This window comes from Acinetobacter seohaensis, assembly GCF_056431365.1.
Genome location: NZ_JBWKMK010000139.1, coordinates 32,781 through 44,614 on the forward strand (window position 1 = coordinate 32,781; position 11,834 = coordinate 44,614).

Below are 11,834 nucleotides of genomic sequence, written 5' to 3' on the forward strand. Positions count from 1 at the left end.
ACGTGTTTGGAAAAACGCAACGCGGTGTATCTGAACGACCGAATAAGCCCAAAAAACCACTAATTCCAACGTGGTTAGGCACACTCGTGGTGATTTTAATCGTGTTGTGTTTTGCTGTAGCCTTAATGCTATGGAAACCGTGGGCACCTGTACAGCCTAAAGGGCAAATCAATTCTGAGCATTATCAGGAAGATACCAACAAAGACTATCGTTTTTATGATTTGCTGCCACAGCAACAGGTTACCCCAATTCCTGAGCAAGCGGTGCCTGAAACACAGCAACAGAATACCGTAGTCATTGTTGAAGCGCCTGCTGCTGTAGAGGCGCCAGCGGCCAGCGAAGCCAATGTTGGTCTGACAGAAATGCCTGCCCCTGTGGTACAAGCCAGCTATATTCTACAAGTGCGTAGCTATACCGACCCAGATGCTGCAGATGCACGTCGTGCCGAAATTATTTTGAATGGTTTATCGGCAGATGTAGTGAAAAGTGTAGAAGGTGGTGAAACTTGGTATCGGGTGATTTCAGGCCCTTATGATTCAGCCGATGCTGCAGTGATTGCTCAGCAAACTTTGCAGCATAGTGGAATTGATTCAATTGTCGTGAAACGCTAAGCCTCATTGTTATCAATCGACCAAAATCAATTAAAAAAAGATGCCTCGGCATCTTTTTTTAGGTCTATAGAACGATGTACTCACAAAAATCATCGCTAGATTTGCATTAACTGCTGCTCACGTTCGCGTGCACGCTGAAATGCAGGACGCTGTTCCACGCGTGCCAAATAAGCCGCAATCTGTGGATAATGATGCCCGGTACGGCTTTGCAATGCTTGGAGCGGGAAACCCATTTGAATATCGGCAAAAGAAAAATCCCCTGCAAAATAATCATGTTTGCCCAAATAATCTTCTAAATAAGCAATATGATCTTTTAAACGAGGCTGAATAAACCCTGCTTTAACACCTGCAGTAATTTTTTGCGCCATTGGTCGAACTAACCATGGCACATGCTGCGGCACATTGGTCATCACCAATTGCATCACTAACAATGGCATTAGCGAGCCTTCGGCATAATGCATCCAGTATTGATATGCTTGCTGTGCTGAAGCCTGCTGCGGTTTAAACTGCCTTTGCGTATCATAATGCTGCTGCAAGTACTCCAAAATGACTGCAGATTCTGCAATGGTCTGCTCTGCATCCGTCAAAATTGGTGCTTTACCCAATGGGTGAATCAGCTTCAATTCATTGGGCGCACTTAAATTGGGCTGACGGTGGTAAAACTTGATTTCATAGTCCAAACCCAGCTCTTCGAGCGCCCACAAAATGCGGAAAGAGCGGGATTGATCAAGGTGGTGTAAAGTAATCATAAACGTCCTATTTTGTTTTTATTACATCTGTTTTTAAGTGATTGTTATATCTTCTGTTTCACGCAACATTATAAAAAGGCATGTCCTGCATGCCTTTTTATAAGAGACGGATTCAACTCTAGGTTTAACCCAATTCAGTACGAATTTCCACACTGCGTAACAAGGTTTTCGTCACAGGTGTTTTTTGACAGATATTCAGTACTTTTTGCTGTAATTCTGCATCTAACGCTGCTTCAGTTTGCACACGGCGTTCAATCCACTCCTGCCCTTCCTGATTGGTAAAGAAGTCCGCCTCGACCTGAATTTTGCCAAAATCCAAACCCTTATGCTGTGCATACATACGCAAGGTAATCATGGTGCAAGCGACCAAACTGCTACATAACAGATCATAAGGTGCAGGACCTGCATCTTGACCACCTAACTTTTCAGGCTCATCTACCTTCCATTGGTGCTGACCACTTTGGATCTGACCTTGCCATGCCGTGTCTAAACTGCGTACCTGTGCTGTGCCAATCTTGGCCATAAGATGCTCCCTATAGATTGATATTCCATCATTTATTTTGATGCACGCATTTTTGCGGGGAAAGTCGGCGCTTCTAAACGTGGTCCATCGTAGTCTGGTATTGTGCCAAAACGAGGATCATGATTGACCCATTGCTCACGTGCAATGCTGAGTTCCTCTTGGGTACGACCGACGAGATTCCACCACAACAAAATTGGCGACTCAAAAGGTAAACCGCCCAATAGCAACAGACGCGCACCCGCATGTAAATCTAGCTGAATTTCGGTTAAGCCCGGTTCAAGCACCAGCATATTTTCATCGTTTAATTCATGCCCATGCACAGTGGCTGTGCCTTCCAGCATCATCAAACCATATTCAAATTTAGGATTCAGCGGCAAACGGGTTGTCGTGCTGGTTTCACTATAAATATCTACCCCTAGCAACTCACTATGTACTAATACTGGTGAAGTGGTATTTAAAAATTCACCAACTAAGATGGTAAATTCCACTCCATCTAGCAAAACCACAGGCAAGTCAGGGTAATGATCAAAACGTGGCGCCATATTGCGCTGATCATCAGGTAAAGCAATCCACAGTTGCGCTGTATGCATGTGTGTTTCGGTGTCGGGAGCAACTTCGGTATGTGAAATACCATAACCCGCGGTCATTAAATTAACCTGTTTGGGACGAATCAATTGCTTAGTACCCAAACTGTCGGTATGCATAATGCTGCCTTCAATCATCCAGGTGAATGTTTGCAAACCAATATGTGGATGCGGCCCGACATCTAAGCCTTCACCTTGTGGAAAATTAACAGGACCTGCGTGATCTAGAAAACACCATGCCCCAATCATGCGTTTATGCCGACTCGGTAAAGCACGTTTAATTAAAGTTCCCTGCCCAATTTCAGCACTACGCAGTGGAAATTCCTGTATAAATTGCTTGACGTACTTATCACAATCGTCTGAATTGGAAAGCTCGGTATAATTGCTGTTGCTCATCCTATACCTCTTATATTTCTGTAAATTCCTTGACTATTAAATATAGTAAATCACTAACGAAGAGCAAGATGAAATTTGTTGTTCTGATTTTTATGGTTCAAACTTGAACTACACCTTAAAATATATGGCATAATTTTGACCAAAATTTAAAAAAATAGAGAAAATACCCAAATTTAGGGAGGTTATTTTTTCTGCATTTTGCGCATAATCCTCACTATAAGTTGTCAATTTGAGTAAATATCGCTATGTCTGTAAAAGCTCGAATGAGGGAACAGACCCGTTCGAAGATTTTAAGCAATCAGGAAGCCTCAGAAAAACTTTTAAAAACAACTGAGTGTGATCTTGAAAACCGACAAGCAATTGAAAAAGCATTGCAGCACCCTGCTGCGCAACTCCCGCCGCAATTTGAAACACATTTTTATCAACACCAGAATTTACATCAGCGTCGTTATTTACGCCAAGTCAATTACATTGGGCAAATGACGTTCCTGCTGTATTTCTTTATCGATTATTTCATCATTCCAGATGTCACTACACTCTCGGCCACACTCCGTCTCAGTGCTGTTGTATTGGCGCTGATTGGCAATTATTTCTGCTTTAAATTGATCAAAGATATTCGCCTGCTAGATTTAATTTTACCGGTCAGCGCCACACTGTGCTGCGGTATTTGGTTCTATATCCTGTCGCAATCACAAAGCCCTTGGATTTCCACTTATGTGTATGCCTCGGTCATTTTTGTGCTCATGGCGAACCTATGTATTCAAGTGCGTTTCCGCCCTGCGGTCTACAATTCATTGGTCATGAGCGTACTCATGTTTTTGGGGGTGATTTCCCTCACCAATTTGCAGGATGCCTTAGTTTTTATGGTGGTGTATATCCCTGTATGTTTGTTGAGTTTGTATATCAGTTGGATCAACACCCTAAATGCCCGCCATCACTTTTTACGCAGTTTGCTGGATGACTGGAATTTTCATACCTTGCAAGCCTTGGCACACACCGATGAACTGACCCAACTCAATAACCGACGTCAGTTTGTACACATGGCAGAACACAAAATTCATGCATGGCCTAAATCTGAATCGGTCTGCTTACTAATGTTTGATGTCGACTTTTTTAAACAAATTAACGATACCTATGGGCACGATATTGGAGATCGGGTCTTACAAAATATTGCAGACATTGCTCGTAAAGAAATGCGCCGCAAGGATATTTTGGCACGCTTTGGCGGTGAAGAGTTTATCGCTCTGCTTAGTGAAACCAGCTTAGATGAAGCACTGATGATTTCAGAACGCTTAAGACAAAAAATTGCTCAGCATGAAATGTGCATTGATAAAAAATGTTTTAATTTCACTGTCTCCATTGGAGTATCCAGTTTAAAACCACAACAAACCGACTTACAGACCCTAATTAAAGAAGCCGATTTGGCCTTATACCAAGCCAAACAACGTGGACGAAATTGTGTCATCAGTTTTGATGTGGGGATGCCTGAGCCCCCTAAATCTACGGTAAAAAAAGAAATTAAATCTTGGATTGTTTAGCAGGCATAAAAAAGAGCACATGGAGTGCTCTTTTTTTATGTGCAAGAGGAAAGCTAGGCCGCAAGCATCTTGCACCCATTTTAAAAGCCGTGCTTTAAAATGGGCTCATGTCGTAAAACTGGCAAGCAGCAGTGCTGCTTGAAACCCCGACTGCCGCGCACATAGCGCTTGGCGTAATTCAGGCACGAAGCAGTGCTTCGCGAAATCCCTGAATTACTCCCATTCAATGGTTGCAGGTGGTTTAGATGATACGTCATAAACCACACGTGAAACCTCTGCAATTTCATTCATGATGCGCGTTGAAATACGGTCAACCAAATCATACGGCAAGTGTGCGAAACGTGCAGTCATAAAGTCCACTGTTTCTACGGCACGTAGTGCGATTACCCATGCATAACGACGGCCATCACCTACGACACCAACTGATTTTACAGGTTGGAATACTGCAAATGCTTGAGCTGTTTTGTCATACCAGCCACTTGCACGTAATTCCTGCATGAAAATATCATCAGCTAGACGTAAAATGTCTGCATATTCTTTTTTCACTTCACCCAAAATACGCACGCCCAAACCTGGACCTGGGAATGGATGGCGGTAAATCATGCTGTGTGGCAAGCCTAAAGTGGTGCCAAGTTTACGAACTTCATCTTTAAACAAGTCACGTAATGGTTCAACCAATTCAAAAGCTAAATCTTCTGGTAAACCACCCACGTTGTGGTGTGATTTAATCACATGCGCTTTGCCTTGTTTGCTGGCTGCAGATTCAATCACGTCTGGGTAAATCGTACCTTGTGCCAAGAATTTCACGCCATCCAGCTTACGTGCTTCTTCGGCAAAAACTTCAATAAATTCACGACCAATGATTTTACGTTTTTTCTCTGGATCAACTTCGCCAGCCAATGCACCCAAGAAACGCTGTTCAGCGTCGGCACGAATCACGCGAATCCCCATGTTTTCTGCAAACATTTGCATCACTTGATCGCCTTCGTTCAAGCGCAACAAACCATTGTCTACAAATACACACGTTAATTGATCGCCAATGGCTTTATGCAACAATGCCGCAACCACAGAAGAATCCACACCGCCCGACAAACCAAGCAATACTTTTTCATCGCCAATTTGCTGACGTAATTGCTCTACACGCAAGTCGATAATGTGTTCTGGTGTCCACAAACCACGACATCCACAAATTTGATGTACGAAGTTAGACAATAACTCTGCACCTTTAGCCGTGTGCGTTACTTCTGGGTGGAATTGAATCCCATAGAAACGGCGTGTTTCATCAGAAATCATTGCCACTGGGCAGCTTGGCGTGCTTGCAGTAATTTGGAAGCCTTCTGGAATACGTGCCACTTTATCGCCATGGCTCATCCAAACGTGCAATTGGTTTTCACGGTCTTGCAAGTTACCAATCAGTTTGTCACGTACCAAAATATCGACTTCGGCATAACCGAATTCATGTACTGAACCCGCTTCAACTTTACCGCCCAGTTGTTCTGACATGGTTTGTAAACCATAGCAGATACCCAGTACAGGTACGCCTAAGTTAAATACAATTTCAGGTGCGCGTGGACTACCCGCTTGGTGAACACTTTCAGGTCCACCCGATAAGATAATACCGTTTGGATTAAATGCACGAATGTCTTCTTCCGACATATCGTAGGCATACATTTCAGAATATACGCCCGCTTCACGAACACGACGTGCGATCAGCTGGCTATATTGCGAACCGAAATCCAGAATCAGGATACGATCTTCAGTAATTTGAGTATTGGTAGTCATGACAAACAACTATAGAAAGGCAAACGAATTAAGCGCGCTATTCTAGCATTTTTCCACGCCTTGCGCACACTATTCAGACAATCCTAAAAATGGCTATTTTTCTTCGTGATATTGCAGTGACCACATACTCTAAGTTTTAAAAGACTATGCATTTTCTATGGCATAAAAAAAGCAACCTTCTTGAAGATTGCTTAAATTGTTGAGCTGATGTGGAAATCAATGACTTACTTTTTTGCTTCCAAAAGATGGTCTAGACTTATTTTGCCTGCACCGTAAAGCATGATGTAGAAGAAACCGCCAGCCAAACCAATATTTTTCATAAAATTCAGCGCATCTTCTGGTGCAGCATGGAATAAAAATGCAGTTAAAAGACTAAAAACACCTAAACCCAAACCCACGACACGTGCTTGTAAACCGAATAGAATTGCCAAACCACCACCAAGTTCTAGCAAAATCACCAAAGGTAGCAATGAACCTGAAACACCCATAGCTTGCATATAGCCCACTGTTGCATCATAGCCTGCAATTTTTCCCCAACCAGATACAATAAATAAATACGCTAAAAAAGCACGTGCAAATAAACTTACAATGGCTTGCACACTTGCTTTTTCGACCACACTTTTTAACACAACATTTGGATTAAACATCAGATCACCTATATTTTTGATTCATTCTTGAAGACAAATACATCTTAGTTTTTTCAAAATTCAGGATAAATACGCATTTAAAAGACATGTTGTTGCATCTATGCAACGAAAAAGAACCGATGTGGCTGGTCTAGCATCCCTAAAATCACTGTGAAAATTATTTACCTTTTCATACTGACTTTCCGCCTGTGGACTGCTAGGATTTGGGCACACTTTCGCTTGTTTTTTCCCCATGGAACTGATTGATTTTATCTTACACGTCGATGAACATTTGCTCGAATTCATCACCCAATATGGGGTATGGATTTACGCTATTTTATTCCTGATTATTTTTGTAGAAACAGGCTTGGTGGTCATGCCGTTTTTACCTGGCGATAGTTTGCTGTTCGCAGCAGGCGCACTGGCTGCATCGACAGGAGTGATGGATCCGTGGATTTTGGGTATTTTATTGTTTACTGCTGCGGTACTCGGTGACACCTTGAATTACCACATTGGTAAATATATTGGTCCACGGGTTTTTGAGCTGGAATCACGTTTTATCAATAAAAAACATTTGATCGAAACCCAGAAGTTTTTTGAGCGACACGGCGGAAAAACCATTATTTTTGCGCGTTTTGTGCCTTTTGCGCGTACCTTTGCGCCCTTTGTGGCGGGTGCAGGCAGCATGAATTATAAATACTTCCTAACCTATAACGTAATTGGCGCTTTTTGCTGGATCGCGTCGTTTATTACACTCGGTTATTTGTTTGGCAATATGCCAATTGTGAAAGACAATTTCACCCATTTAATTTTCGGCATTATTATTTTAAGTGTCTTGCCTGGGGTGATTGGTTTTATTCGCCAAAAACTCAAGAAAAAAACTGCTTAAGTTGTGAAATTCTTTGGGCATGCCTGTTGAACAGTGCTGCCCTTATCCATTCAAAATAGGTGAGATGAGTGCTCAACTCACCAAAAATCTCTAAATCTTTAGAAAAAACGTGCTACCACTGGCAGCATACACACCACCAACAGCAAAGCCGAGCCTTTATATAACAAATCTGCCGTCACTTTATTGGTTTCTCGCGCCAAAACTGCTCGCCCAAAAGACATCCAAAATAACGCTGTTGGCAATAAAATCAGACCAAATAAGACATAGACCATGGCAAAGTTGGTCGGGTTATCCCATGTTTCTGTAGGCAAAATACCTGCCGCAAATAACAAGGCTTTCGGGTTTTTAAAAGTCGAAAAAAATAATTGTGCAGGGCGAATGGCAGAGTGTTTTTGACAATGTTGCTCTAAATGTGACTGCTTCCATAAATGAAAAGCCATCCAAAACACATAGCCTGCGCTTAAAACATGCAGTATATCAATTAAATAAGGCCAAATTGGCGCACTCAAATGAATGAATAACGCCCACAGACTAATGGCATACATATAACCAAAAAACTCTGCGGGAATCAGCAGACTGGTTTTGGCAATGCCTTGTTGGTGGGCTGAGCTTGCCAATAGCGCATTGGTCGGGCCAGGAATCATCAAGACCGCAATCATTGCTAGGACAAAGAGCCAACTTTCAATCATAAACACCAGAGCATGCAAATCAAAAATAGGAGCACACCTTATATGAAAGCCATTGAAAATGACAAGTTTTTCTATCTGGCAGGACTGACCCAAGGGTATAAATAGAACAGAAAATAAAATTAAGTTTTTGTTTTTAAAATATTAGATTGAGATCAACCTTGAATTATCTTGCTACATTTTTTAAGCAATGGTGCTGCACAAATGGCAGCACCACGGACGAAATATTCGCAAATCCTAAAATTTAAGATGTTACAGGTTTGGGCTTAACAATAATCGGGCAAGCTTTAAATTTTGCTGCTTGTACAATGGCTTCTTGTTCACCTAAAAGACGTGCCAGTTCTGTTCTTTTAGTATTGGATGACTGTCCCATATTGACTGAAACACTCGGTGCAACGCCCCAACCGCCACGGCTTCCCCAACCACCGCCTAAACCGATACCTACACCAACACCTGTACGTTTCGGCGCTTCGACACCGCTTTCAATATATTGCTGAATACGGTTATATTCGCTTTGTAATTGTTGGCAATTCAAAGCCTGATAATGTGTAGGCGACACATAGCTAGGTTTCACTGTGGTCGCACAAGCCCCCAGCAATAAACTACTTGCCGCGACAAGACCAATTGCAAATGTTTTCATGTCTACCTCTGTATCACGCTTGCTCAATTTCATTGAACAACGATTGATAGGCCTGCGTCAATTTATGATCTGTTGCCAAATGAATTAATGGCAAATTTTTATGATGTGATTCTTTCATCAACACCGAAGGCGGCAACATGCTATTCAAAACAGGTAAACCTTCATCTTTAAGTTGCTGCACCACTTCACGCGGTAACTTGGCCTGTGCTTGATATTGATTCACCACAATGCCTTCAATTTGCAAGTTTGCATTGTGGTCATCCTGAGTTTCCAAAACATTTTCAATCAAGCTTTGTAAGGCACGTTTAGAAAAGACATCACAGTCAAAAGGAATGAGCACCCGATCTGCCGCAATTAAGGCAGAGAGCGTAAAAAAGTTAAATGCAGGTGGGGTATCAATAAATACACGGTCATATTGATCGGACAATTGTTGCAAGGCATCGCGCAGTTTGTAAATTTTATGTTTCGATTCAAGTGCGTGTGCCAAACCGCCCAATTGCGGACTCGCAGGGATTACATCCAAATTTTTAAATGGCGATTGATGCACATAGGCTTCTAAACCTTTGCTGCGGTTTTTTAAAATTGAGCCTAAAGCATTGCCTAATAAGCCTTTGGATTGATTTGCACCCAACACTTCTTCAAAGTAATTTTCGATGTTGGGTTCAAGCGCAGGCTTGTCGGCAGAATAAGTGGCATCATCACCCAATAAATATTGGCTGGAGTTGGCTTGCGGGTCGAGGTCAATCACCAATGTTTTTAAACCCTGATGCGCACTGATTGCAGCCAAATTGACGGTAATACTGGATTTTCCAACACCACCTTTCTGATTAAACACCACACGTGTGCGCATTGTCGCCCCTCGTTGAATGACTTCAGTTCTTGTTATATGTTCAGTTTAACCGACCCGCTATGATTGTTGGCGCATAGTGTCTAACAATCCTTAAACTTGCCCTAGCCAAAACTTGGTTTAAGCATAACCAAACCTAAAATGGCAATGAAAGCAATCAGGGCCAGTCCCCAGCCAACACGGCGCTGCACCAGCAAAATACGCTCATCTTTTTTATACGCTTTAATCAAAGAAGAAAGCATCACAAAAAATAAAATAATTTTGGCATAAAACCAAGCTTCGACCTGAAAATCCTTCAGAAATAAGGCAATGACTCCTGTCACCACAATCAGCGTGAGTGCCGAATGCTGCAAAGCTACAAAGACTTTCCATGCTTTAGGGTTTGGAGAGTGGTTCAATGTACCTTTAAATAAAGTCATGGCACGCACCACAATCACCAACAGCAACAAAGCCACTGCAGCAACGTGAATATTGTTCAGCATTGATAAATTTTCCATCTATAGCCTTCCCTTACGCATCTTTTGGTGCATGTGCACATTCAGGGCTTGACGTATCTTGGCCTTGCCACTCAGAGGCAACAAAGGCATGAATCGCAAGCGCATGAATTTTATTTGGCGCGAGTAGATCACCCACAGCGGCATAAATTTTTTGATGACGTTGTACCGAACGTAAGCCCTGAAAAACATCACTGACCATCACCACTTTAAAATGGGATTCTTTTCCTGGGAAATAACCGCCATGCCCTGCAGATTCATTCACAACTTCTAAATGACTTGGATTTAAAGCAGCTAAGCGTTGCAACAATTGTTGTTCTAAACTCATGATTGTATTTCCCAAAATGGTTTAAAGGCTGCCTAGCAGTATAACTGCGTTCTATACAATTCTCAGCACTTTGGCAGAATCATTCGTGCTTGGTGCTGTTACAGCGTGTTTTTCTACTTAAATTTGGCGATCTCATCGCCAGTTGTTCTAAAAAATGTCGTTTATTTATGCAATTAAGCTAATTTTTTGCATAAATGGATTGACCCTATTTTTGCATCATGTATTATACACCGCATGCGGGAATAGCTCAGTTGGTAGAGCACAACCTTGCCAAGGTTGGGGTCGCGAGTTCGAGTCTCGTTTCCCGCTCCAGATTCTAAAAGCCTCAGTTGAATGACTGGGGCTTTTTTATTGTTGTTTTATTCAATATTTTACTTCATAAGAAATTTTTATACTTAAAAAAGTAAGTTTACAAAAGTGCTCTTTCAAAACTGTGAACAAAAAACCGTGTAGATGATGCTCCAAAGTATCAATCATACAAGATAAAAAAAACTCCAAAACAAAAGATAGTATTAGCTACTACTAAGTGGCTTATGTTAAACAAGATCAGCTTGCCTAGATCCTAAATATTGATGCCGCGGAGCCTGTTAATAATTTCTGTCATTGCTTCTTAATAAAAAAGCAACTAATATGCTTCTTATACCACCAAAAAGCAATAAATATGTCTACACTAAATAAGTCTTTACTACAGCAAGTCAAAAAAAGACGAACCCTATTGGGTTTAAAGCAAGTTGATATGCAATCACGTACAGGCATTTCAAGACAGCAGTACCAAAAACTGGAAAGTCAAGGCAATCCTCGATTAGATACCTTAGAAATTATTGCGGCAGGACTAAATGCTCAACTGATGCTCATCCCAGATGATAAGGTTCATTTGATTAGACAATTATTGAATGATGAAATTAAAGTCACTATTGAAGATCAAGATGACTTAATGTCTAACCCATGGAAAGGTCTTCTCGGAGGAGAGTAATTAACTATAACTAAAAATATAGACAAATATTTGCATAAGTGCTCATTTTGTCTATGTCGATTCAGTAGTGGCAAGGTGGGTATTTATTAGAGATTTAAATGATTATCTTTTGTATTTTAGGTGAGTGTCTTGGTATATTAGCATCCATATCTATTGATTATCCAATCC

At 41.6% G+C, this 11,834-nt stretch carries 14 protein-coding genes and 1 tRNA gene; 5 read left to right on the forward strand and 10 right to left on the reverse strand.

The genetic code is table 11. The features are described from left to right. The first annotated feature begins 2 nt into the window (after positions 1–2). Positions 3–611, forward strand: a complete 609-nt coding sequence (locus AC07E5_RS13380) for an SPOR domain-containing protein (RefSeq protein WP_004970222.1) — start codon at positions 3–5, stop codon at positions 609–611. A gap of 95 nt (positions 612–706) precedes the next feature. On the opposite strand, the gene AC07E5_RS13385 is transcribed toward AC07E5_RS13380, so the two are convergent. The 3 genes from AC07E5_RS13385 to AC07E5_RS13395 form a co-directional block, all read right to left on the reverse strand. Next, positions 707–1,360: a glutathione S-transferase family protein gene (locus AC07E5_RS13385; RefSeq protein ID WP_004970224.1), complete on the reverse strand. Its 654-nt coding sequence runs from the start codon at positions 1,358–1,360 to the stop codon at positions 707–709. A gap of 124 nt (positions 1,361–1,484) precedes the next feature. Continuing rightward, positions 1,485–1,883: an OsmC family protein gene (locus AC07E5_RS13390; RefSeq protein WP_004970227.1), complete on the reverse strand. Its 399-nt coding sequence runs from the start codon at positions 1,881–1,883 to the stop codon at positions 1,485–1,487. Positions 1,884–1,915: 32 nt separating this feature from the next. Further along, positions 1,916–2,863 carry a pirin family protein gene (locus tag AC07E5_RS13395; protein ID WP_004970229.1) on the reverse strand — a complete coding sequence of 316 codons (948 nt, stop codon included), beginning with the start codon at positions 2,861–2,863 and terminating at the stop codon, positions 1,916–1,918. Between the two features lie 245 nt (positions 2,864–3,108). Between AC07E5_RS13395 and AC07E5_RS13400 the strand changes: the two genes are divergently transcribed. After that, the gene (locus AC07E5_RS13400; RefSeq protein WP_279186123.1) at positions 3,109–4,401 is read left to right on the forward strand and encodes a GGDEF domain-containing protein; all 1,293 of its coding nucleotides are present in this window, start codon (positions 3,109–3,111) and stop codon (positions 4,399–4,401) included. A gap of 213 nt (positions 4,402–4,614) precedes the next feature. Here AC07E5_RS13400 and guaA read toward each other — a convergent pair whose 3' ends face one another. Both guaA and AC07E5_RS13410 read right to left on the reverse strand, forming a co-directional pair. Then, positions 4,615–6,183, reverse strand: coding sequence for a glutamine-hydrolyzing GMP synthase (gene guaA, locus AC07E5_RS13405; protein WP_096902212.1), 1,569 nt, complete (start codon positions 6,181–6,183; stop codon positions 4,615–4,617). Positions 6,184–6,407: 224 nt separating this feature from the next. After that, positions 6,408–6,830, reverse strand: coding sequence for a DoxX family protein (locus AC07E5_RS13410; RefSeq protein ID WP_004970234.1), 423 nt, complete (start codon positions 6,828–6,830; stop codon positions 6,408–6,410). Positions 6,831–7,062: 232 nt separating this feature from the next. Between AC07E5_RS13410 and AC07E5_RS13415 the strand changes: the two genes are divergently transcribed. Continuing rightward, positions 7,063–7,698 (forward strand): DedA family protein, encoded by a 636-nt coding sequence (locus AC07E5_RS13415; protein ID WP_096902210.1) that lies wholly within the window; start codon positions 7,063–7,065, stop codon positions 7,696–7,698. A gap of 98 nt (positions 7,699–7,796) precedes the next feature. On the opposite strand, the gene AC07E5_RS13420 is transcribed toward AC07E5_RS13415, so the two are convergent. The 5 genes from AC07E5_RS13420 to AC07E5_RS13440 all read right to left on the reverse strand — a co-directional run bounded on the left by AC07E5_RS13420 (position 7,797) and on the right by AC07E5_RS13440 (position 10,693). Further along, positions 7,797–8,387 (reverse strand): LysE family translocator, encoded by a 591-nt coding sequence (locus tag AC07E5_RS13420; protein ID WP_131261281.1) that lies wholly within the window; start codon positions 8,385–8,387, stop codon positions 7,797–7,799. Between the two features lie 241 nt (positions 8,388–8,628). After that, positions 8,629–9,024, reverse strand: coding sequence for a hypothetical protein (locus tag AC07E5_RS13425; RefSeq protein WP_004970241.1), 396 nt, complete (start codon positions 9,022–9,024; stop codon positions 8,629–8,631). Between the two features lie 13 nt (positions 9,025–9,037). Beyond that, positions 9,038–9,874, reverse strand: a complete 837-nt coding sequence (locus AC07E5_RS13430; protein WP_070155018.1) for a ParA family protein — start codon at positions 9,872–9,874, stop codon at positions 9,038–9,040. Positions 9,875–9,975: 101 nt separating this feature from the next. Then, on the reverse strand, positions 9,976–10,368 hold the full coding sequence (locus tag AC07E5_RS13435) for a SirB2 family protein (protein WP_104852855.1): 393 nt from the start codon (positions 10,366–10,368) through the stop codon (positions 9,976–9,978). A 13-nt stretch (positions 10,369–10,381) separates the two neighbouring features. Then, a complete protein-coding gene (locus AC07E5_RS13440; RefSeq protein ID WP_104852854.1) occupies positions 10,382–10,693 on the reverse strand; it encodes a BolA family protein in 312 nt (103 codons plus the stop codon). 236 nt (positions 10,694–10,929) lie between these two features. Between AC07E5_RS13440 and AC07E5_RS13445 the strand changes: the two genes are divergently transcribed. Both AC07E5_RS13445 and AC07E5_RS13450 read left to right on the forward strand, forming a co-directional pair. Beyond that, positions 10,930–11,005, forward strand: a tRNA-Gly gene (locus AC07E5_RS13445). A 349-nt stretch (positions 11,006–11,354) separates the two neighbouring features. Continuing rightward, positions 11,355–11,666 carry a helix-turn-helix domain-containing protein gene (locus AC07E5_RS13450; protein ID WP_104852853.1) on the forward strand — a complete coding sequence of 104 codons (312 nt, stop codon included), beginning with the start codon at positions 11,355–11,357 and terminating at the stop codon, positions 11,664–11,666. The last annotated feature ends 168 nt before the right edge of the window (positions 11,667–11,834 follow it).

Coding starts and splice junctions, on each gene's coding strand:
- AC07E5_RS13385 (WP_004970224.1), bottom strand. CDS start 1,360: ATGATTACTTTACACCACCTTGATCAATCCCGCTCTTTCCGCATTTTG.
- AC07E5_RS13390 (WP_004970227.1), bottom strand. CDS start 1,883: ATGGCCAAGATTGGCACAGCACAGGTACGCAGTTTAGACACGGCATGG.
- AC07E5_RS13395 (WP_004970229.1), bottom strand. CDS start 2,863: ATGAGCAACAGCAATTATACCGAGCTTTCCAATTCAGACGATTGTGAT.
- AC07E5_RS13400 (WP_279186123.1), top strand. CDS start 3,109: ATGTCTGTAAAAGCTCGAATGAGGGAACAGACCCGTTCGAAGATTTTA.
- guaA (WP_096902212.1), bottom strand. CDS start 6,183: ATGACTACCAATACTCAAATTACTGAAGATCGTATCCTGATTCTGGAT.
- AC07E5_RS13410 (WP_004970234.1), bottom strand. CDS start 6,830: ATGTTTAATCCAAATGTTGTGTTAAAAAGTGTGGTCGAAAAAGCAAGT.
- AC07E5_RS13415 (WP_096902210.1), top strand. CDS start 7,063: ATGGAACTGATTGATTTTATCTTACACGTCGATGAACATTTGCTCGAA.
- AC07E5_RS13420 (WP_131261281.1), bottom strand. CDS start 8,387: ATGATTGAAAGTTGGCTCTTTGTCCTAGCAATGATTGCGGTCTTGATG.
- AC07E5_RS13425 (WP_004970241.1), bottom strand. CDS start 9,024: ATGAAAACATTTGCAATTGGTCTTGTCGCGGCAAGTAGTTTATTGCTG.
- AC07E5_RS13430 (WP_070155018.1), bottom strand. CDS start 9,874: ATGCGCACACGTGTGGTGTTTAATCAGAAAGGTGGTGTTGGAAAATCC.
- AC07E5_RS13435 (WP_104852855.1), bottom strand. CDS start 10,368: ATGGAAAATTTATCAATGCTGAACAATATTCACGTTGCTGCAGTGGCT.
- AC07E5_RS13440 (WP_104852854.1), bottom strand. CDS start 10,693: ATGAGTTTAGAACAACAATTGTTGCAACGCTTAGCTGCTTTAAATCCA.
- AC07E5_RS13450 (WP_104852853.1), top strand. CDS start 11,355: ATGTCTACACTAAATAAGTCTTTACTACAGCAAGTCAAAAAAAGACGA.